Annotated in this window: 19 protein-coding genes; 13 read left to right on the forward strand and 6 right to left on the reverse strand. The window is 67.0% G+C overall.

The features are described 5' to 3' along the window. Positions 1-112 precede the first annotated feature (112 nt). The gene (locus B4E30_RS06970; RefSeq protein ID WP_071043441.1) at positions 113-1,036 is read right to left on the reverse strand and encodes a proteasome assembly chaperone family protein; all 924 of its coding nucleotides are present in this window, start codon (positions 1,034-1,036) and stop codon (positions 113-115) included. Positions 1,037-1,119: 83 nt separating this feature from the next. Here B4E30_RS06970 and B4E30_RS06975 point away from each other — a divergent pair, with 83 nt between their 5' ends. From B4E30_RS06975 to sucB, 3 genes are all read left to right on the forward strand, one after another. Next, a complete protein-coding gene (locus B4E30_RS06975) occupies positions 1,120-2,586 on the forward strand; it encodes a leucyl aminopeptidase (protein WP_071043440.1) in 1,467 nt (488 codons plus the stop codon). Continuing rightward, a complete protein-coding gene (lpdA, locus tag B4E30_RS06980) occupies positions 2,586-3,956 on the forward strand; it encodes a dihydrolipoyl dehydrogenase (RefSeq protein WP_286794248.1) in 1,371 nt (456 codons plus the stop codon). Before B4E30_RS06975 ends, lpdA begins: the two co-directional genes overlap by 1 nt. 92 nt (positions 3,957-4,048) lie before the next feature. Continuing rightward, on the forward strand, positions 4,049-5,755 hold the full coding sequence (gene sucB / locus B4E30_RS06985) for a 2-oxoglutarate dehydrogenase, E2 component, dihydrolipoamide succinyltransferase (RefSeq protein ID WP_286794250.1): 1,707 nt from the start codon (positions 4,049-4,051) through the stop codon (positions 5,753-5,755). A gap of 11 nt (positions 5,756-5,766) precedes the next feature. Here the strand turns inward: sucB and B4E30_RS06990 are convergent, their stop codons facing one another. Beyond that, the gene (locus B4E30_RS06990) at positions 5,767-7,065 is read right to left on the reverse strand and encodes a hypothetical protein (RefSeq protein ID WP_286794252.1); all 1,299 of its coding nucleotides are present in this window, start codon (positions 7,063-7,065) and stop codon (positions 5,767-5,769) included. A 134-nt stretch (positions 7,066-7,199) separates the two neighbouring features. Here B4E30_RS06990 and B4E30_RS06995 point away from each other — a divergent pair, with 134 nt between their 5' ends. Continuing rightward, positions 7,200-7,907 (forward strand): DUF4191 domain-containing protein, encoded by a 708-nt coding sequence (locus B4E30_RS06995; RefSeq protein WP_071043436.1) that lies wholly within the window; start codon positions 7,200-7,202, stop codon positions 7,905-7,907. Between the two features lie 6 nt (positions 7,908-7,913). Here B4E30_RS06995 and B4E30_RS07000 read toward each other — a convergent pair whose 3' ends face one another. Next, positions 7,914-8,333: an RDD family protein gene (locus B4E30_RS07000; protein ID WP_071043435.1), complete on the reverse strand. Its 420-nt coding sequence runs from the start codon at positions 8,331-8,333 to the stop codon at positions 7,914-7,916. A 134-nt stretch (positions 8,334-8,467) separates the two neighbouring features. Here B4E30_RS07000 and glnA point away from each other — a divergent pair, with 134 nt between their 5' ends. Both glnA and B4E30_RS07010 read left to right on the forward strand, forming a co-directional pair. After that, positions 8,468-9,892 (forward strand): type I glutamate--ammonia ligase, encoded by a 1,425-nt coding sequence (glnA, locus tag B4E30_RS07005; protein WP_071043434.1) that lies wholly within the window; start codon positions 8,468-8,470, stop codon positions 9,890-9,892. 526 nt (positions 9,893-10,418) lie between these two features. After that, positions 10,419-10,685, forward strand: a complete 267-nt coding sequence (locus B4E30_RS07010) for a hypothetical protein (RefSeq protein WP_286794256.1) — start codon at positions 10,419-10,421, stop codon at positions 10,683-10,685. On the opposite strand, the gene B4E30_RS07015 is transcribed toward B4E30_RS07010, so the two are convergent. Both B4E30_RS07015 and B4E30_RS07020 read right to left on the reverse strand, forming a co-directional pair. Continuing rightward, a complete protein-coding gene (locus B4E30_RS07015) occupies positions 10,686-11,717 on the reverse strand; it encodes a tyrosine-type recombinase/integrase (RefSeq protein WP_286794258.1) in 1,032 nt (343 codons plus the stop codon). It lies immediately after the preceding gene. 4 nt (positions 11,718-11,721) lie between these two features. Beyond that, the gene (locus B4E30_RS07020) at positions 11,722-12,348 is read right to left on the reverse strand and encodes a helix-turn-helix domain-containing protein (protein ID WP_286794260.1); all 627 of its coding nucleotides are present in this window, start codon (positions 12,346-12,348) and stop codon (positions 11,722-11,724) included. 90 nt (positions 12,349-12,438) lie between these two features. Here B4E30_RS07020 and B4E30_RS07025 point away from each other — a divergent pair, with 90 nt between their 5' ends. From B4E30_RS07025 to B4E30_RS07050, 6 genes are all read left to right on the forward strand, one after another. Beyond that, positions 12,439-12,621 (forward strand): helix-turn-helix transcriptional regulator, encoded by a 183-nt coding sequence (locus tag B4E30_RS07025; protein ID WP_286794262.1) that lies wholly within the window; start codon positions 12,439-12,441, stop codon positions 12,619-12,621. A 337-nt stretch (positions 12,622-12,958) separates the two neighbouring features. After that, complete coding sequence (locus B4E30_RS07030) at positions 12,959-13,771, forward strand: hypothetical protein (RefSeq protein ID WP_286794264.1); 813 nt, start codon at positions 12,959-12,961, stop codon at positions 13,769-13,771. Positions 13,772-14,633: 862 nt separating this feature from the next. Further along, entirely contained in the window at positions 14,634-14,966 is a 333-nt protein-coding gene (locus B4E30_RS07035; protein ID WP_286794267.1) for a WhiB family transcriptional regulator, read from the forward strand. Beyond that, positions 14,963-15,907: a hypothetical protein gene (locus B4E30_RS07040; protein WP_286794269.1), complete on the forward strand. Its 945-nt coding sequence runs from the start codon at positions 14,963-14,965 to the stop codon at positions 15,905-15,907. The genes B4E30_RS07035 and B4E30_RS07040 overlap by 4 nt, the downstream gene beginning before the upstream one ends. Positions 15,908-16,079: 172 nt before the next feature. Further along, on the forward strand, positions 16,080-17,423 hold the full coding sequence (locus tag B4E30_RS07045) for a phage major capsid protein (RefSeq protein ID WP_286794271.1): 1,344 nt from the start codon (positions 16,080-16,082) through the stop codon (positions 17,421-17,423). Further along, positions 17,420-17,626, forward strand: a complete 207-nt coding sequence (locus B4E30_RS07050) for a hypothetical protein (RefSeq protein WP_286794273.1) — start codon at positions 17,420-17,422, stop codon at positions 17,624-17,626. The genes B4E30_RS07045 and B4E30_RS07050 overlap by 4 nt, the downstream gene beginning before the upstream one ends. A gap of 164 nt (positions 17,627-17,790) precedes the next feature. Here B4E30_RS07050 and B4E30_RS07055 read toward each other — a convergent pair whose 3' ends face one another. Next, positions 17,791-18,171, reverse strand: a complete 381-nt coding sequence (locus B4E30_RS07055) for a hypothetical protein (protein WP_286794275.1) — start codon at positions 18,169-18,171, stop codon at positions 17,791-17,793. Between the two features lie 747 nt (positions 18,172-18,918). Between B4E30_RS07055 and B4E30_RS07060 the strand changes: the two genes are divergently transcribed. Next, positions 18,919-20,646 (forward strand): DUF262 domain-containing protein, encoded by a 1,728-nt coding sequence (locus B4E30_RS07060; RefSeq protein ID WP_286794277.1) that lies wholly within the window; start codon positions 18,919-18,921, stop codon positions 20,644-20,646. Positions 20,647-20,650 lie beyond the last annotated feature (4 nt).

Raw genomic sequence — 20,650 nt, forward strand, 5'->3', positions numbered from 1 at the left:
CAGTCGACGTGACAACGGGTCGCTTCATCCATTGTCTCACATTCCGCAGCGGCACTTGACCCGCAGCGGGCGACACCTGTATGGAAACGTGCCGGCCGACGCGGCTATTCCCTCACGCGCCGAATCGGTCGTCGTCGCCCGAGGGTCGGTTGGCGAGGAAGCGCTCGAGCTCCGCCGCCAGCTCGTCGGCGCTGGGTAGGTCCCCGGTGTGGATGATCGGCGTCGCCTGCGTTGAGCCGGCCATGTAGGCGTCATACCGCTCTTCCAGGTTCTCGACCATGCGAGACAGGTCCTCGCTACCGGCGACCTGCTCCTCGACCTTCTCGAGATACTCGCGGTTCTCGTCGCGGAGCGAGTCGCCGGAGAAGACGAGGCCGGTCGCGACGGTGATCGCATCAAGGGCGGCCAGAGCGGAGGCCGGATACTCCGTGTCGCCGAGATAGTGGGGAACGAGCAGCACGAAACCCGCGACGGCGGCGCCGCCTTCGGCGAAGCGGTACTCGAGCAGGTGTCCGACCGTCGCCGGCACCTGCGTGGTCGGCTTCCAGACCGAATGCGCCTCCGTCAGCTCGCGCCGCGTGCCGCTCACCGTCGTTCCGATGGGTCGCGTGTGCGGGACGGGCATCGGGATGGCGTGCACCCACGTGACCGTGGACACGGCGAACTCCTCGGCCAGCGCCAGGATCGCGGAGGCGAAGGCCTCCCACGCGAAGTCCGGCTCATAGCCGGCCAGCATCAGGAACGGCGAACCCAGCGCGTCGTGTCCGAGTGACAACTCCAGCCGCGGAGGTCGGTAGTCGGCGAGGTGATCCTGATCGAACGCGACGACGGGTCGCCGTGCGCGGTAGTCCAGCAGGACGTCGTTGGTGAAGACCGCGACCGGAGTCGGGTCGATCTCATCCCGCAGGTACTCGATCGTGCGTGACAACGCACTGCCGGCGTCGGTGAAGCCGGTGAGGGCGATGACCAGCGGCAGTCCCCGGGGGATGGGAGGCGCAGAGGCCGAACGCTCGAACAGCGACGAGGACAAGGGCATCTCTCCATGCTACGAGGCGAGCGCCGACCGTCGGCGTACCCCGTCCCGCTCACAGCGAACACGCGCATCCCTAGGATGGGACCATGTCGTTCCCCGACCTCGAGTTCCGAACCAGTCCGATCCGAGAGTCCGACGCCGAAGCGATCCTTCTGGCGCTCCCCCCGCTCGATGATGCCGCCGACGCTCTGGCCGAATGGCCCGGCCTGCACGACGCGCTGGAGGCGGTCGGGTTCACCGGTGCGCGATCGTCCTATCTGCGCGTCGCCGCGCCAGAGGCGACCCGGCTCCCGCTCGCCGTCGTCGGCACCGGTACGTCCCCCGGGGAACAGGATGTGCGTACCGCCGTCGGCGCGGGCGTCCGCTCCCTCACCGGCTTCGACACGGTCGCTGTCGCGGCTCCCGCGTTCGAGGGATGGCGTGCCGTGGCCGAAGGCGCCACGCTCGGCGGCTATCGCTTCGACTCCTACAAGAGCACTCCGCCGCCGGCACGCGCCGCGACCGTCGTCGTGCACGGCGAGACCCGTCCCGACGGTGGAGAACTCGAGGCCGTACGCGCCGATGCCGAGGCGATGGCGCTGGTGAAGGATCTGTCCACGATGCCCGCCGATCGCCTCGGTCCGGCGGACTTCGCCGACCGGACGCGCGAGTACGTCGCGGGCCTGCCGGTCTCTGTCGACGTGTTCGACGAGACCGACCTCGAAGAGGGCGGATTCGGCGGCATCCTCGGCGTCGGACGCGGTTCTTCGAGGCCGCCGCGACTCGTGCGTGTGGACTACTCGCCGGCGGATGCGGCGGCCCACGTCGCGGTGGTCGGCAAGGGCATCACGTTCGACACCGGTGGACTCTCCCTCAAACCACCCGCTTCGATGGTGGGGATGAAGTACGACATGTGCGGCGCGGCCACCGCGCTCGCCGTCGTGCGGGCCCTTGCTCGCGTCGGGGCGCCGGTACGCGCGACGGCGTGGCTCTGCCTCGCCGATAACATGCCGTCGGGCTCGGCCACGCGACCCGGCGACGTCCTGACGATGCGGAACGGCTCGACCGTCGAGGTGCTGAACACCGACGCCGAGGGACGCCTGGTCCTGGCCGACGGCCTCGCCGCCGCGAGTGCCGAGAGCCCCGACCTCATCGTCGATGTCGCGACGCTGACGGGCGCGATATCCGTCGCTCTGGGGAACCGGCACACCGGGGTGATGGGCGATGACACCGCCGTGGCCCGCTTCCTCGCGGATGCGGCGGCGACCGGCGAGGACGCGTGGCAGCTTCCGCTTCCCGAGCACATGGAGGAAGAGCTCGACTCTCCCGTCGCCGACATGCAGAACGCGAAGATCGGCGACCCGGCGGGCGGTTCGCTCTTCGCCGGCCTGTTCCTGCGTCGCTTCGTGGGCCGCGCGGCCGATGCCGAGGACGCTCCGCGCATTCCGTGGGTCCACCTGGACATCGCCGGCAGCGGCTGGCACAAGGGCGGTGGGTACGGATTCACCGACAAGGGCGCGACCGGTGCGACGGTGCGCGCGCTGATCCGCTTCGTGGCCGGAACGACGCGCTGATGGCCGTGCACGAGGCCGACCTCGTCGTGCTGGGCGGCGGGTCCGGCGGCTACGCCGCCGCCCTTCGCGCCGCGGAACTGGGATCTTCCGTCGTCATCGTCGAGAAGGACAAGCTCGGCGGGACCTGCCTGCACCGCGGCTGCGTGCCGACCAAGGCGCTCCTGCACGCCGGGGAGGTCGCCGACAACACCAGAGACGCAGCGGCAGTCGGGGTGCGAGCGACGTGGGAGGGCGTGGACGTCCCCGCTCTCACGGCATATCGCGAGGCGATCGTCGCGAAGAAGCACAAGGGTCTGCAGGGCCTGATCGCCGCCCGCGGAATCACCGTCGTCCCCGGCGCCGGCACCCTCGAGCAGGGGCCGGCGGTGCGGGTGGGCGACGACCTCTACCGCGGTCGCGATGTCGTCGTCGCTACCGGCTCGTACACGCGCACGCTCCCCGGCATCGACATCGGCGGGCGAATCCTCGGGAGCGAGCAGGCGCTCGAACTCCCCGAGGTCCCCGCGCACGTCGCCGTCCTCGGGGGCGGGGTCATCGGGGTCGAGTTCGCCAGTCTCTGGCGTTCTCTCGGCGCCGACGTGACGGTCATCGAGGCGCTCCCAACGCTCCTGCCCGCCGACGACGAGGTCATCGGCAAGACCATGGAGCGCGCCTTCCGGCGCCGCGGCATCCGCACTGTCCTCGGAACGCCCGTCTCCGCCGTCACCGCGGACGAGGATCGCGTCGTCGTGCGGCTCGCGGATGACGCGGAGATCGCGGCGGACGCCCTGCTGGTGGCGGTGGGCCGCGCACCCGCGACGGACGGTCTCGCGCTCGAAGCGGCCGGCGTGGGCCTGGATCGCGGGTTCGTCGTCGTCGACGACGATCTCCGCACCGCCGCCGACCACGTCTGGGCGGTGGGCGACATCGTCGCCGGGCCGCAGCTGGCACACCGGGGATTCCAGCAGGGCATCCAGGTCGCCGAGCGGATCGCGGGTCGACGACCCGTCCGCGTCCCGGACGCTCACATCCCCCGCGTGACGTATTCATCGCCGGAGGCGGCGTCGGTCGGACTCACCGAGGCCGCAGCGCGTGCGCTGCACGGTGACGCGATCACCACCTACGAGTACAACCTCGCCGGCAACGCCAAGAGCGAGATCCTCGGAACGGCGGGGATCGTGAAGGTCGTCCGGCATGTCGACGGCCCCGTCGTGGGCATCCACATGGTGGGAGATCGCGTCGGGGAACTCATCGCAGAAGGTCAGCTCATCGTCGGGTGGGAAGCGCACCCCGAGGATGTGACCCCGTTCCTGCACGCGCATCCCACGCAGAGCGAGGCGCTGGGCGAGGCCCTCCTCGCCCTCGCGGGTTCGCCCCTGCACACACTCTGAGCGTTGCGCACGACACCCCCAGCCATCCGACGCCGGCGCGTCGAGGTCATCACTAAGCTAGAAGCAATCGGCATTCCGAAGGAGACAAGCACATGAGCACATCCGTCGTCCTCCCCGCGCTCGGCGAGAGCGTCACCGAGGGGACGGTGACCCGCTGGCTCAAGCAGGTCGGCGACACGATCCAGGAGGACGAGGGTCTTCTCGAGATCTCCACGGACAAGGTCGACACCGAAATCCCCTCGCCGGTCAGCGGCGTCATCGAAGAGATCCTCGTCCAGGAGGACGAAACCGTCGAGGTGGGCGCCGTGCTCGCCAAGATCGGCGACGGCGACGGAGCCCCCTCCGAGGACACGTCGGACGACTCCGCGCAGGCGGAGGCCCCCGCACAGCCGGAGGCGGAGCCTGCGAAAGAGCCCGCAGCCGAGGATTCCGCTCCCGAGCAGGCTGCTCCCGCCACGAGCACCGCGTCCGACGCGGACGGCAAGGACGTCGTTCTGCCCGAACTCGGCGAGAGCGTCACCGAAGGCACCGTGACCCGCTGGCTGAAGAGCGTCGGCGACGACGTGGAGGTCGACGAGCCGCTGCTCGAGATCTCCACCGACAAGGTCGACACCGAGATCCCGTCGCCGTTCGCGGGCACGCTGCAGCAGATCCTGGTGCAGGAGGACGAGACCGTGGCCGTGGGTTCGCCGCTGGCCAAGATCGGCTCGGGCTCCCCCGCACCCGCTGAGGCGCCGTCCGAGGAGTCGGCGCCCGAGGAGCCCGCGTCCGCACAGGAGACGTCGGCCCCCGAGCCTGAGGAGGAGCCGGCTCCCGCGCCGGCCGCCGAAGAGCAGACCTCCAAGCCGGAGCCCGCTCCCGAGAAGGCGCCCGCCGCACCCGCCGCACCGTCCGCCTCCGACGACATCTACGTCACGCCTCTGGTGCGCCGTCTCGCGCAGCAGCAGGGCGTCGATCTCGCGAGCGTCACCGGAACCGGCGTGGGCGGACGCATCCGCAAGGAGGACGTTCTGAAGGCGGCCGAGGCCCCGGCGGCCCCGACGTCTGCCGCCGAGGCGGCGCCCGTCGAGGTGGAGGTGTCGCCCCTTCGCGGCACCACGCAGCCGATGTCGCGCCTTCGCAAGGTGCTCGCCGAGCGTGCCGTGGCGTCGATGCAGTCGACGGCGCAACTGACGACGGTCGTGGAAGTCGACGTGACCAAGCTGTCGCAGTACCGCGACCGGGTGAAGAAGGATTTCCAGGCGAAGACCGGGGACAAGCTGTCCTTCCTGCCGTTCTTCGCCCTCGCCGCGGCCGAGGCGCTGCAGACGTATCCGATCATCAACTCCACGGTCGACGGCGACAAGATCGTCTACCCCGCCACCGAGAACGTGTCGATCGCGGTGGACACGGAGCGTGGCCTGCTGACGCCCGTGCTGCGCGATGCGGCGAGCAAGAACCTCGCTGAGATCGCGCACGAGATCGCCGACCTCGCCGCGCGCACGCGCGACAACAAGCTCAAGCCCGACGAGCTGGCAGGGGGCACCTTCACGCTCACGAACACTGGCTCCCGCGGCGCCCTGTTCGACACACCGGTGGTGTTCCTGCCGCAGTCGGCGATCCTCGGAACGGGCACCGTCGTCAAGCGCCCCGGCGTGGTGACGGTCGACGGAGCGGAAGCCATCTCGGTGCGGTCGTACGTGTACCTCGCCCTGTCGTACGATCACCGCACGATCGACGGAGCGGACGCGGCCCGCTTCCTCGCGGCGGTCAAGAAGCGCCTCGAGGACGCCTCGTTCGAGGCCAACCTCGGCGCCTGATCGCTCGAGCCTCATGGCTGCTGTGCGACGTCATGGACGTCACGCAGCAGCCATGAGTCGTCTCTGCGCGCGATGACGACTACCTGATCCGGTGTCTCAGGTCCAGACACGCGAAGCACGGCGACGCCGCCGAAATCATCCAGCACCTCGACATCGCGCACGCTCGCATCGAGGTCGACGGCGCCGGGCGGAACCGACGTGATCGGTGACCAGAGAACCCCTGCGAGACATTCGGGATCGTCGTCACAGCGGATGCGCGCATCCAGCAGCGCCGCCGTCACGACGGCGAGGTCGTCGTCTGCGGCCACGCCCACGGCGGCGGCCGGAACGGGCGACGTGGTCGCGGTCGACGCGGGGATGGCCCCCTGATCGACCGGTGCGGTGGCAGGCTCCTCCGCACCGACCGGCCACAGCAGTCCGATCGCCACGACGGCACCTGCTGCAGCTCCGGCGAAGAGGAGCGTCGAACGGCGAGAGCGCGCTCCGATCATCGTTCGGCGCACGCGCTCCACCGTCGCTCCGATCGTCTCCGCGAGGCCGCCGTCGACGTATCGACCGAGGTTCACCAGCACACCGGTACCGCCGGCCTCCTCCGAAGCAGGGACCTCGGCGGCGACATCCACGCGAGCCGGCGCGATCGCCGCACCAGCCGGACGGGGACCGAACCCCACCGTGACCAGGGCCTCCGGCGACGCGGCATCGAACCACTCGTCCTCGAGCCGTCTCGCGGTGCGCTCATCGACGCCTCCGGCCACGGCAGTCACGGTCCGTTCGACCAACGACGAGAGTCCCCCCTCCCCTTTCCCGAGCTCGGTGAGCACGTCCGCCGAGGCACGCTCCGCTGACGTTCCCGGGTCGCCGGTGAGGGCGAAACCGGGTCGGCCGTCGTCGGTCAGCCACCACGAACCACTGCTTGGTGACGTCACCCCTGCGTCGTCGAGTTCCCGCAGACCGCGCAGCACACTGACGGCGATCGTCACGCGCTCGCCGTCGGAGAGCAGCGGCCCACGCCGCGTCAGGAAGGTCATCAGCCTCTCGACGAAGAGCGGAAAGACCGCGTCATGTCCCTCGACCGAGCGCCTGATGTCCGTGGGTACGACCACGTGCGCAGGGTCCGACAGCGCCCAGCCGGGCCACGTCCGCCCCAGCGCGGCGACCGGGACCACGAGCGCCGGCGCCCCGTCGTCCAGCCGCGCCACCACACCGGGCCACGGCGTGTCGTCGCCGTCGATGCGGCGCACGACCCGCGCTCCCGCGCGCAGGTGGGGCGCGAGGACGGAAGACGGCGGGATATCGGATGTCGGGGCCACGTCCCCCACCGTTCCGTTCCCGCCCGTCCGACGCGCCGCGCGCGTCGCACCTGTGGAAACACGCAGCGCTGCCGCGACGTGTGGAGGAGAGGACGTGTCCGAACCAGGCTGCGCCCGAAAGGTATCCTGGTCCCATGGCCCGCAGCACCACCCCGGAGAAGCGACCCGGCTTCTTCTCCCAGCTCCGTACCCTGTTCACCTTCACGCGCAAGGCGTTCCCCTGGTTGCCGTATGTCCTCATCGGCATCCTGGTCGTCGGCGCGGCCATCGGAGTGGGGATCGGCTTCCTGGTGCAGCCGGTCGCGTGGTGGAGCGTGCTCCTGTGGGCGATCACCGGCCTGATGGCGGGCATTCTCGCCGCCATGATGACCATGACACGTCTGTCGACCAAGGCGATGTACCGCCAGATCGACGGCATGCCGGGTGCGACCGGCCACGTGATCTCGACGTCGCTTGGCCGCAGGTGGCAGGCGAGCGAGATGCCGGTGGGGATCAACCCCAAGACCCAGGAGGCGGTCTATCGCGCGATCGGACGCGGTGGGGTGGTCATCGTCGGCGAGGGCGCGCGCGGGCGCCTGACCCGCCTCGTGGGCGACGAACGATCCAAGATCAAGCGCGTGGCATCGGGCGTGCCCATCACGGTGCTCTATGTCGGACACGGCGACGACGAGGTGCCGATCGCAAAGCTCGCCCCGACGATCAAGAAGCTCCCGAAGGCGATCGACCGCGCGACCATGGCCGCGGTCATCAAGCGCGTCGACTCGGTCTCGCAGTCACTCGCCTCGCTCCCGATCCCCAAGGGCATGGACCCCAATCGCGTCCGTGCACCGCGGCCGCGCTGAGCGCAGTCAGGAACGCACGAGGACCGTGCCGGCCGCCTTGTCGTGCAGTCCTCGCTGATCGGCGTCCCAGATCACCGCAGGGATCACCAGAACAAGGAGCACCGTCCGCACGATCGGGCGCCACAGTCCGACCCAGGCACCGTCGATCCGGGTGAGACGCAACCCGAGGATGCGATGACCCGGGCTGCCCTGCAGCATGGGCGCGAACACCACCTGGATCGCCATGAAGATCGCCGCGATCACGAGCGGATCGCCGGAGAAGACGGCGGGCAGACCATCGGGGTCGGTGACGAACAGTCCGGCGAGGATGTAGGCCGCCCCGTAGTCGATGAACAGGGCTCCGACACGCCGGCCGAGCCGGCCGATCGAACCCCGCCCGGACCCGGGCAGTCCCAGGCGTTCACCGGGATATCGCTGGTCTGTCACCGCACAAGCGTACCCAGACCCCTGTAACCTGGCCGAAACATTGGTGTCACGACCGGGCAACGCCCTGTCGGTACCGTGCAAGCCATGCCCCTCGCGGGTTGGCAGTTCCCGAACGCCCTACCTCTGGAGACTCCATGTTCAGTGATTCATCCGAGGTGCTGAAGTTCATCAAGGACGAGGACGTCAAGTTCCTCGACATCCGGTTCACGGATCTCCCTGGTGTGCAGCAGCACTTCAACATCCCCGCCTCGACCGTCGACGAGGAGTTCTTCACCGTCGGACAGCTCTTCGACGGCTCGTCGATCCGCGGTTTCGCGAACATCCACGAGTCCGACATGCAGCTCATCCCGGACGTGTCGACCGCCTACCTCGATCCGTTCCGCGACGAGAAGACCCTCATCATGGTCTTCGACATCTACAACCCGCGCAATGGCGAGATCTACGGCAAGGACCCGCGCCAGGTCGCCAAGAAGGCGGAGAAGTACCTCGCCTCGACCGGCATCGCCGACACCGCCTTCTTCGCCCCGGAGGCGGAGTTCTACATCTTCGACGATGTGCGCTACGAGGTGAAGCAGAACACGAGCTTCTACGCCGTGGACTCCGTCGAAGGCGCGTGGAACACCGCCCGCGCCGAAGAGGGCGGGAACCTCGCCAACAAGACCCCGTACAAGGGCGGCTACTTCCCCGTGTCCCCGGTCGACAAGACGGCCGACCTGCGTGACGACATCAGCCTGCGCCTGATCGCCAGCGGACTCGAGCTCGAGCGCGCTCACCACGAGGTGGGCACCGCCGGCCAGCAGGAGATCAACTACAAGTTCGACACGATGGTCCACGCGGCGGACGACATCCTGAAGTTCAAGTACATCGTCAAGAACACGGCCGACCAGTGGGGCAAGACCGCCACGTTCATGCCGAAGCCGCTCTTCGGCGACAACGGTTCGGGCATGCACACCCACCAGTCGCTCTGGAACGGCGGCCAGCCGCTGTTCTACGACGAGAAGGGCTATGGCGGACTGTCGGACATCGCCCGCTGGTACATCGGCGGCATCCTCGCCCACGCTCCTGCCGTTCTCGCCTTCACCAACCCGACGCTCAACAGCTACCACCGTCTGGTGAAGGGCTTCGAGGCGCCGGTCAACCTGGTCTACTCGGCCGGAAACCGCTCGGCGGCCATCCGCATCCCGATCACCGGATCCAACCCGAAGGCCAAGCGCATTGAGTTCCGCGCCCCCGACGCGTCGGGCAACCCGTACCTCGCGTTCGCGGCGCAGCTGATGGCCGGCATCGACGGCATCAAGAACCGCATCGAGCCGCACGAGCCGGTCGACAAGGACCTCTATGAGCTGCCGCCCGAGGAGGCCAAGAACATCCCGCAGGTCCCCAACTCCCTGCTGGACTCGCTCGAGGCACTGCGCAACGACCACGAGTTCCTGCTCGCCGGTGGCGTGTTCACCCCCGAGCTGATCGAGACGTGGATCGAGTACAAGATCGAGAACGAGATCCAGCCGATCGCACAGCGACCGCACCCGTTCGAGTTCGAGCTCTACTTCGGCGTCTGACCATTTCACGCGGGATTCCGCGGCCTATCGGGCATCTGGTCCGCATCTAGTCCGCAAAATCCTCGAATGAGCCCCTCAGGTCCGGCCTGAGGGGCTCATTCATACCCGGTGGAGTGTTCGATACGTTGGCGTAACGGCCAGTAGACGGGGGAGCATGCGTGGGGCGATACTGGAAGAAGCACCCTAGGAAAGATCTCGAGCCTGTTCTGGGTGAGTTTCACGAAGCAGGCTGGAGGATCGAAGACCCACCCACGTACTACACAGTGAAGTGTCCATGCGGGGATCACATGCGACAGATCCACCTGACCCCCAGCAATCCCAACTACGCTAAAGACGCGCTCGGTTGGCTATACCGCCAGCCGTGTTACGCAAATGAGGAGGACGAGCAATGACGGTTCTCGTTGGCGTCTCCGCACGAATCACAATCGCGGAGATCGACAGAGAAGACCTCACCGCAGTGTTCCACGGCATGGGCGAAGTCTTCACCGAGCTCGAGGACACACGATCCGAGATCCTCGACCACGCCGTGTCCGTCGATCTCGGCGCACGTAGCCTCGAGATCGAAGTCACCGCCGAGGGTGAAACTCCCGAAGCGGCCGATCTGGCCGGCCGGGCAGCGGTGCTCGTCGCCATGCTCAAGACGGGCGGCCGCCCTGCAGGCGGCATCGACACGATCCAGGAATGGATGAACCTCTCAAACGAAGGCGTGGCTGAGCTGCTCCCGACCGTTGTTGACGAAGAGCTCAACGCGGCCGGGTTCGAAGTCTCGAGTCACCAGCTCGTCGCAGCCTGATTAGCGGCTACGCAACACCGCGGCCACCGCGGCGCGCGACGAGTCGTCCGTGTCCGGCCAGAGGTGCCCGTACGTGTTGAGCGTGACCGTCGCCGACGCATGCCGCATCCGAGCCTGCACGACCTTCACGTCCAGGCCGGCGGCGATGAGCATCGACGCGAAGTAGTGCCGCAGGTCGTGCGTGCGGAAGCCCTCGGGAAGCTCCGGCACCTTCCCGCGCGCTTCGATCCACACTCGGTTCAGTTGGTAGGCGCTGACGCCGCGGCCGAACACCCCAGGCACTACCATCTGCTCCCCCGCATCCTCGCGGAGCATCTGAGCGAGCTCGAGCGGGATGGGGATCGGTTTGCCCGACTCCTCTGACTTCAGGGCCTCCTCGTCGTGCTGATGCTCGGGCGTGATGATGCCTTTGTCCCAGTCGACGTCGTCGACCTCGAGCGCGGCGATCTCACCGATGCGGAGGCCAGCGAAAGCGCCGAGCAGCAGCAGGTTTTTGTACCCGGGCGGGAGGGCGTCGTGGAGCGCCCACACCTGCGCGGTGGTCGCGACGTAGGGGCGCTGAGGCGCTGCCGGCGGGCTCGTGCGGCGACTGCAGGGGTTCCGGGTCAGGATCCCGTCATGCACGGCGTCAGCGAGCACCTGCGACAGGCGGGAGTGGAGCGCGTAGACGTAGCTAGTCGAGTACTTCCCCTGCAACCTTGCGGTCCACGACTTCACATCAGACGGGCGGATCGTCCGCACCTGCCGTGACCCGAACTCCTCCCGGATGATCGCCCCATGAACTCGCGCCTGAGCGACCGTTCGGGGTTTCTTCCCGGCGTACCCGGCGAGCCACCGGTCGAGCCACTCCCCCATGGTGATCTTCGACGTCGACGGATCGACCCAGGTGCCGGCGCGCATGGCGGCCGTGGCGTCGTCGAGCCACGCCTGCGCGTCCCGCTTTAGCTTCGCGTGCTTGGCGTACTCACGGCCGTCCGGCCCCCGGTAGCGGGCCCGCCAGGTGCCGTCAGGCCTCTGCTTGACGCTCGCCATCAGTTCAGATCGAGGGGTAGACGATCGGCCGGTCTATGTTCACCCCGTAGGCACGTAGCTTGCGCTCGACGTCGTAGAGTTCTGCTCGCCAGTCACGCACTTTGCGTCGGGCCTCCTCGGGATCCGTGCCACGCAGTGAGCTCGTCACGGACTCCGGGTCGCGTTTGTACTCGTCAAGAAACCTCTCGTGCGCTGCGAGTGCGTAGTGTGTCGCGTCGCGCTCGCGCAGCAAGTCGTGAATTAGCCAGCTGTCGAGGGCGGCGACCTGGTTGTGCGCAGCGGCCTCTGACGTGTCAGCCACCTCCCGCAGCGTCCTCGATCCGCCAAACCAGCCGTACGCGAGCCAGTGCGCTGTCGACACGCGCGGCTCTGTGCCGCTCGTGAGTTCCACCGGAGCATATGGATCACGGAGATCGAAAACAAGGTCCGCTGGACTGACTCCGAGGACTGCAGCGACAGCGACAAGTTGACGCACCGAGAGGTCAAGCTTCCGACCATTCTCGAGGTTGGCAACCATCGACCGCGTGAGCCCCTCTCCCGCTCTCGCGGCGAGCTCCTCGCCACTAATCCGCGCGCGGCGACGGTGGGCTGCGATTCGCTCACCCATCGTTGGTGAAGCCGACTCAGTCATGTACTACACAGTATGCGCGAATCTGTGTTACTGTCCAGCCAGACACAGATACGGTGATTCTGTGTAGGTGACTGAAAGAAGGTAACCCTCATGCGAGACCAGCTCCTATTCGTTGACGAGGCCGCCGAGATGCTCCGGCGCTCGCCGGCGCAACTCAGATGGATGATGCAGGTGGGCAACGCCCCAAAGCACGCGAAGATCGCGGGACGCATCGTGTTCAAGGAAAGCGAAGTCCAGCGATTCATTGACGACGCGTTCGCGGAAACGTCGTGAGCACCCGCACCCGCCCGCTCGCGCTCGAGGGCCATAGCTTCGAGGCCGGAGCGAGCCAAACTTCGGGGCGAGTCAGCGCTGTCCAGGCGATTGTCGCTGGCATCCTGCGCGAGGAGGGGCCGGCGACGGACACGCAGATCTATGCCGCGTATCAGCGGCGCTCTGCCACCGACACGTCGGTCCCGAAGGCGTCGCCGTCGTCGGTGCGGTCGCGTCGCGCCGAGCTAGGTCGTCGCGGGATTGTCCGCGCGACGACTCTCCCCGGCCGATCTCCGTATGGCCGCCCGGCGACCGTCTGGGCGCTTGCGGAGACCGCGACGGAGGGGCTGAAGCTGTGGTGAGCCTCAGTCTCGATGCGCGCCAGGTGCTCCAAAGCGCCGGCATCTCCCGCGCCGACTACGCCCGCAGCTGGTTTGCCGATGGTCGTTGGCATGGCGATACCTGCGGATGCCCCGATGACCGTTGCATCGGTCACCACCACGACGCCGACGAGCCGTGCGGATGCATCCGCTCAATCCTCGACGAGCGAAAGAACGCCCCCGGCGCTTGGCAGAGCACCGAGGGCAACGATCCCCACAACAAAGGAGAAATCATGTCCACCGTACACCCCAACCGCCCCACACTTCGCCCGATCTACGGCCCGACCGACGCTCGATGGCAGCAGCTCATCGATGCAGTTGGACAGAAGATCGAGATCGGCGACATGATGCCCAGCGAACGCGCCGCCTGGTACGAGATCCACGTGGTTGGCAATAGGGACTATCGCGAAGTCGCCCATCGCGAGGTGGAGTACCCGGAACCGCCCGAGACCGCGGGGCCGTCATGGGCGGATCAACGTCACGTTGAGTCTGTCGACGGAGGAGAGTACCCCGTCATAACGTGGTGGCGGGATCTCGCCGCAGCCGAGTCGATCCAAGCCGAAGTTTCACTGCAGCGGGATGACACCTATGACCCTGACTCGGGGGAGGTCGCCGAAGGTGTCACTCGCGCCACCATCTATATCGGCGGCAACCAGGCGGAGTTTTCCAAGAGCGAGGACTGGATCACAGCTCCGGCGCAGCTACGTGAGATCGCCCTCGCGTTCTACGACGCTGCGGACCGGTGGGAGAAGTCCCTGCCCCGCGAGATCCGCCGACCGATCGGCCTCTGAGGCGCCCGGATCGTGGGTCACAGACTGGTCGCCGTCGCGTTCACCTTCGTGGGCGCGTACAACGAGAAGGCACGCGCCGAAGGCACGCGGCAGCTCGAGCCACTCGAAATCGCGCTCCTGACGCTCATGGCGCACAGTGCGCGCGACGGCGACCGCCCTACCTACTTCGCCGGCCGCGACGCCACCTGCGACGCGCTCGGCCTCGAACGGTCAGAACCCGCCCGGAGGCGCGTCATGCGCGCCACCAGCGCGCTCGTGAAGGCGGGAGCGATCGAGAGGGTCGGGAAGGGGCATCGGGGCTCCACGGCCCGCTACAGCCTCATCTATCAAGGGGGTGACCTGGTGGTACCTATTCCGGCAGGTGTCCCAAACGGGACAGGTGAGCCCGAAAGCGTACCGCGAGAGCACCCCCAATCCGGAGGGAATGGGTACCACCAGCGAACGGAATGGGTACCACCAGCTCACGGAATGGGTACCACCAGCGCACCCCCCTACAGGAATACAAGAAAAGACTCTCGCGCGCGCCCGCGCACGCACGCGCGAGGCCCCCACATCTGCCGCTTCGATCCCGTCTCCGGGTACTGCGAGGACGGATGCGGCAAACGAGACGACGGACACAGCGCCGAGGGCACTCAGAAACTGAGCACCCTTCACCCGATCGGGAGGACAGCATGACGGTCAGCGAAGCCTACGCAGATCTCGGCGGAGGGGTGGCTTCGGCCGCCACGAACCCATCGCCAGCCAACAGGCATCGACACCGCTTCGACCAGACATCGGGGTACTGCGGGTGCGGACGTCGCGACGACGGCGCTCTCGCCCCGGGCTCGCCCGCATGGCGTGCGGATCGGCAGGCCCTCCGCGCATGACCTTGCTCCCTCCCCCCGCAGTGATCGCCCGTCTCGGCGACACCCGAGCGCTCGTCGCCGAGATCACCACCTCCGGACCCGCGCGAGCCGTCCTCGATCGGCCTCAAGAGTTCGCTGCGCTCGCCGACGTGATTCGGAATCACCCCCCGAAGTGCGCCAACGACCCGAGATTCACCAGGGATCGGGTCAGCGCCGACGACGCCGCCGAGATGAGCGCCCTCTGCACGCGGTGTCCGGCTCGCACCGCGTGCCACGCCTACGCCGATGCCGCCGACATGACAACCGGCTACTGGGCCGGCCACGACTACAGCGAGGAGACCAACCGTTGACCGACCGCACCTGCATCCTTGGCTGCACCCGACGCGGCCGACACTACGCCGCCTGCGCCGACTACAGCCGCGACGACGGATGCCAGGGGTGCGTCCCCGCCGAGGCTCGCGAAGGCGCGCTGATCTGCCACCGCTGCTACGGACGACTCCGCCGCACGATCGAGCAAGCACCCGAGATCATCGCCCACCTGCGCGAACTCACCCACACCGTCAGCGCGAAACGCTACGACAGCATCCCCGGCGGTCGAGACCGCAGCACCATCGCACCAGTCAGCGCTGAGAAGCTCGACGCAATCCGGGACATCATGACCACCGTCTGCCTCGGTGACCTCTCCGCCTACACCGACAGCACCAAAGCCCGCCACCAGGTCACAGCCGGCGTCGCCGCCATCCTGAGCGCCTACGACGACATCGTGAACGACCTCGACGCCGTCACCCAATGGTGGGCAGCCGTGATGGCACACAGGCTCCCCCACGACGAGCAGTTCTGGACCATCAGCCGCGCCGCCGCGCGCTGGCCGATACAGGACCGACGCCGATACGCGAACGCCCCTTGCCCCGAGTGCGACACCAAGACCGTCACAGTCACACCACCGTCACACCCCGACAGCCCCACCTGGTACGCCTGCACCGAATGCGACTGGGAGCGAAACGACCGCGACAACGACGGCCAGTGGGGACGCATCTTCCACCCACTCGACTTCACCGTGGAGGAATCCCAGGACGAACTCGAGCTCACCGACGCGGGCCGCCGAGTCGGCCTCTCACAACCCACCATCCGACGATGGCTCCGCGACGGACAACTGACCGCACGCGCCGAGGAGATCGAGCGGGACACAGGAAAGACCTACACACGACGATTCGTCCGAATCGCTGATGTCATCGACGTAGACCGCACCGTCAGACGCAATCGAGGCAAGCGCACACGCGAACGAACCTGACCCCCGGCGTGTCTCTTCGATCGATGTCGGTGAAACCTGAGATAATTGACCTGTCGCGGGTTCCCAACGCAGATGACAGCGGGGACAGGCAGAAGACCGAAGAAACGGGACGCCACTATCTGGTGCGCGCCGAAGAGTAGGTCCGCACCTCCGAATCCGAACGGAGAGCCCCGTGACTCAGACCATCGATCAGCGCCGTGCAGCGCTGGAACTCAAGCTCGATCAGCTCAACGCCGAGGGACACCGGATCCTCGAGGGCGCGAAGGCCGACGGGGAACGCGGCCTCACTGAGGCTGAGAACCGCCGTGCTCTCGAGATCGTCTCCGAGCGCAAGCAGGTCCGCCGCAGCCTCGACGAGGTCGCCGCTGTGGAGGCCGACGAAGAACGAATCACGCGCGCCGCTGCGCAGTCGCATCCGACTTCCGTGAGCACCACGCCTCGCGGCGACGACGCGCATCTCGAGCGTGGCCAGTGGATCAACACCGACAGCGGTGAGCGCGCGGCGCTGACCCGCGGAGAGTCGTTCCGGGCTCACCCGGTCGTGCAGAATGTCCGGGCCCGCAACGATCAGGCCCTCGACAGCTACGACGGCCTCGGTCAGATGCTCCGCGCTCTCACCACCACCGGCGGCAGCGCCGTCGTCCCCACCGTGTGGCTCGGCGATCTCATCGACCGAGCCCGCAACGCCTCCGCGGTGATGCGCGCCGGCGCGACGATCGTGCCCATGGCCGCCAAGACCGTCAACATCGGCCGCCTCACCGGCGACCCGACCGCGACCTTCCGCGCCGAAGGGTCCGCGATCGCGGCAAGCGACCCCACGTTCGACAACGTCACCCTCAGCTCCAAGACCCTCTCCGCGATGGTCGTGGGCACCATGGAGTGGTTCCAGGACGCGGACAACGCCGACGACATCGTCACCAACGCGATCGCGCAGGCAATGGCCCACCAGATCGACCTCGTCGCGCTCTACGGCGGCATCACCGCCGGCGCGGGCTCGATCAACCTGGCCACCCCGCCGAACCCGCGGGGCATCCTCGCCGCGCTGAACGCCACTCTCCCGGCGAACGTGCTCGGCGGCGAGACCAATGGCACCTCGCAGACCTCGACGTCGTACTGGGACGAGATCCTTGACGTGATCTACAAGGTCCGCGACGGCAACGAGGAGCCCAACGCGCTGATCTGGAACACCAAGCTCGCGCGCAAGCAAGCGAAGGCCTACGACACCACCGGTCAGCCCCTCCGGATGCCGGCCGACGTCGAGGCCATGCAGCGGTTCGTGTCCAACCAGGTTCCCAGCTACACGCAGGGCACCATGGCTGATGTCGCAACCGACGTGTTCGCCGGCGACTTCTCGCAGCTCCTCATCGGACAGCGCCTCGAGCTCACCGTCCAGGTGCTCACCGAGCGGTACGCCGAAGAGGGCAAGATCGGGATCGTCGCCCACTGGCGAGGGGACGTCCAGCCGGCCCGCTCGTCCGCGTTCTCGGTCTTCAAGGCGATCGAGGGTGCAGCGTGACCACCTCGAACCAAGCGCGCGCTGAGCGGGCGCAGGAGCGCGCTGAGGAGCGCGATCTCATCGAGTCGGTCCGCAAGACCACCCCGCCCGACACGACCGGCACACGGCTCGCGACGGACTACATCCACACCACCCACCCGGACACCGGCCTCGACGTCGTGTTCGTCCCGGGCGAGGCCGTCCCCGACTGGGTGACCGCCTAACAGACCTCGCGTCAACCTCACCGCGGCGGCCTTTACAGGACCCCCTTTCTCCGCCGAGCACGGAATGGATGGGCGGACTCGGGACTCTTCACCCGACCCCCAGCGCGAGACCCCTGCCAGGGGTACGCACCATCTGCGTACCCCTGGCACTCCCTCAACGCACGTCACAGCAACGACATAGCGAGGAAGAACACCCCCACCAGCGAGCCCCACAACAAAACCCACTGACGACGCCGCTCCGCTGCAGGCGGCGGCTTCGGGAACCCAGACTCACCGAGAGCCTTCGCCGTGCCAGTCCACGGGTCCACACCGTTCATCTCAAGCAGCATCATCCGTCTCGCGGTGAGCTCCTTCGACAGCCGCTGGAAGCGACTGTCGTGGACGGACACCTCACGATCAAGACGCTCACGCTCAGCCTGATACCAACCCCACACTCGCTCATAGACACGCGCCACATGCGACTGGTGCGCATGCTCTGCCAGCACCGACCCGGCGACGTAGCAAGACGCGAGGATCGGCACCACCGCAGCGAGGATTGCCAGCACGGCACCGAGCATAGAGCCGACCAGTTTTGATCGCGCACCGCCGGCCGGAAGACCGCGCTCCCTTCCAAACTTGCGTGTGCGTATGACATCCGTTGGTGTGACATTCGCGGGGTGACATTCCGACCTGAGGACAATTCCTCACCTGGGGTGGCGGATCACCACCCCAGGTGTCAGGAATCTGACACGAGGTGGCCAGAGTTGGCCACCTCGACGCCCCGGTTTTTCCGATCGCCCGCGACCACGGAAGACCGCGCTCCCTTCCGTTTTTCTCTCTCCCCGCACCACGCGTGGTGCCTGTGGTTCGCACCACAGGAGTCCGCAAAAAGTCCGCAGAAGTCCCAGCACCGTTCATGCCTGACCTCGACGCCACATGGTCAGATCCGCGTGATTCCGCGATCGACAACGCCGGCCGTCACTCCACCGAAACCCATCAGATCTACGAGCTGTACTTCGGGGTCTGATTCCGGGAGGCCCTCAGAGCCACACTTCCGGTCTCTGAGCCCAGCAATTTACTGAGCCCCAGGCGGCAGATGCCGTCTGGGGCTCAGTCTATCTCCGGACGTTTACGGACGGCTACGGGGAGTAAACGGACAGGATTTCGGACAGCGGCGCACGAGCTGCTTGAGCGAAACCCGTCCACCCTTCGTAGATCCAGGTGGTCAAAGGTCGGGTAGCGCGCACAGGTGCCTCCTCTCTCGTCGGTGAGCTCGTCGACCGAGCGTCGGGGGGCTCCACTAGCGTGGACAAGTGGATGCGATTCTTGAACCGCGAGCAGTCGGTGACGTCACAGGAGCCTTCTTCGTTCCCGGCTATCAGCGGGGTTACCGTTGGGGTCCTGACGAGGTGGACCGTCTCCTCGCAGACATCTGGGAGAGCAACGGCGCCCCGTACTACCTTCAGCCCGTGGTCGTAAAGCAGATGGCCGACGGTCGATGGGAACTCATCGACGGCCAGCAGCGGTTCACCACTCTGTACCTGATCTTCCAGTACATGCGGGATCAGGGGCTGCAAAGCGCCGGCGCTGGCTACTCGATCGAGTACGAGACACGCCCCGGTAGCCAAGAGTTCCTACGGTCGCCGATGGCCGACCACAAGGACGAGAACATCGACTTCCACCACATCTTCGGAGCGTACGAACGGATCCGCTCATGGTTCGAGGCGTGGGAGCATCGCACTCAGCACGTCGCCAACAAGTTCTACGGCTACCTCTTCGACTCGGTCAAGGTGATCTGGTATGAGGCATCGCAAGATCTCGACTCCATCACCCTGTTCACCCGGCTGAACGTCGGGCGGATCCCGTTGACTGACGCCGAACTCGTCAAGGCGCTCGTGTTGGCAAACAGCCGCGCGCGTCCTGGATACTCCGACAAGAGCGAGCAGATCGCCGCGCAGTGGGATCAGTTCGAGCGGGAACTTCGCGCGCCGGAGGTCTGGTCGTTCATCACGGGCCGACACGAGAGCGAGGCAACTCACATCGGGCTCGTCCTCGACACTCTCGCCGATCAGATCGGCGGGAGGCCTTCCGGTCGGCACCGCCCTCGCTACTACACGTTCGAAACGCTGAGGAACGAGATCACCGCAGGTGCGCAGGCATTCTGGGACCGAGTCGTGAAGCTGCATTCGCTGATCCTCGGCTGGTACGACGACCGCCAAGTCTTCCACAAAGTCGGATTCCTGATTCAGGTCGGAAGCGACACCTTCGGGCAGCTCGTGAATTTGGCCGACGGCCTCACCAAGCCGCAGTTACATGCGGCACTCGACGGTCGCATCCGTGATGTGCTCGACCTGACGGAGGAGGACCTCGGCGCACTGGATTACGACACGAGGAGCGCGAAATGTAACGAGGTGTTGCTGCTGATGAATGTGGAGACAGTTCGCGCCCGTAAGGACGACACTGCCCGGTACTCGTTCAACGCCCACTCACGCGGCTCCTGGTCTCTGGAGCACATCCACGCGCAGAACGCCAAGGAACTCCGGCGCGACGAGAAGATCTGGCGCGAATGGCTCCTGCTACAGCGCGATGTCGTTGAGGACCTGCCGACGCTCGAGAGCGCCGTCCGCGCCGAACTCCTTTCCGAGATCGACGACGTGCTCGGGATGATCGCGGAGCAGCAGGTGCATGGAGTCGGCGTCCGCTTCGACGCGGTGAAGGCCGCAGTCGAGGAAGCCCTCACGGACGAATCGACTCGCCGGGGAGAGAACGTGCACTCGCTGGCGAACCTCGCCTTGCTGGCAAGCGGTGACAACAGTGCTCTGAGTAACTCGACGTTCGAGGTCAAACGCCGGGAGATTCTTGCTCGGGACAAAGCAGGCTCCTACATTCCGCCGTGCACCCGCAACGTGTTTCTCAAGTACTACACCGATGCCGACGACCAGCAGATTCACTTCTGGGGAGCCGCCGACCGCGAGAGCTATCTGAAGGCGATCCTCGAAGCCGTCGCCCCGTACCTGCAGACGTCTGAGGTTGCAGCGTGACCGA

It is taken from the genome of Microbacterium sp. UBA3394 (genome assembly GCF_002358725.1).
Classification (GTDB): domain Bacteria; phylum Actinomycetota; class Actinomycetes; order Actinomycetales; family Microbacteriaceae; genus Microbacterium; species Microbacterium luteum.

Coding starts and splice junctions, on each gene's coding strand:
- B4E30_RS06975 (WP_071043440.1), top strand. CDS start 1,120: ATGTCGTTCCCCGACCTCGAGTTCCGAACCAGTCCGATCCGAGAGTCC.
- B4E30_RS07015 (WP_286794258.1), bottom strand. CDS start 11,717: ATGGCGAGCGTCAAGCAGAGGCCTGACGGCACCTGGCGGGCCCGCTAC.
- B4E30_RS07020 (WP_286794260.1), bottom strand. CDS start 12,348: ATGACTGAGTCGGCTTCACCAACGATGGGTGAGCGAATCGCAGCCCAC.
- B4E30_RS06995 (WP_071043436.1), top strand. CDS start 7,200: ATGGCCCGCAGCACCACCCCGGAGAAGCGACCCGGCTTCTTCTCCCAG.
- lpdA (WP_286794248.1), top strand. CDS start 2,586: ATGGCCGTGCACGAGGCCGACCTCGTCGTGCTGGGCGGCGGGTCCGGC.
- sucB (WP_286794250.1), top strand. CDS start 4,049: ATGAGCACATCCGTCGTCCTCCCCGCGCTCGGCGAGAGCGTCACCGAG.
- B4E30_RS07035 (WP_286794267.1), top strand. CDS start 14,634: ATGACCTTGCTCCCTCCCCCCGCAGTGATCGCCCGTCTCGGCGACACC.
- B4E30_RS06970 (WP_071043441.1), bottom strand. CDS start 1,036: ATGCCCTTGTCCTCGTCGCTGTTCGAGCGTTCGGCCTCTGCGCCTCCC.
- glnA (WP_071043434.1), top strand. CDS start 8,468: ATGTTCAGTGATTCATCCGAGGTGCTGAAGTTCATCAAGGACGAGGAC.
- B4E30_RS07025 (WP_286794262.1), top strand. CDS start 12,439: ATGCGAGACCAGCTCCTATTCGTTGACGAGGCCGCCGAGATGCTCCGG.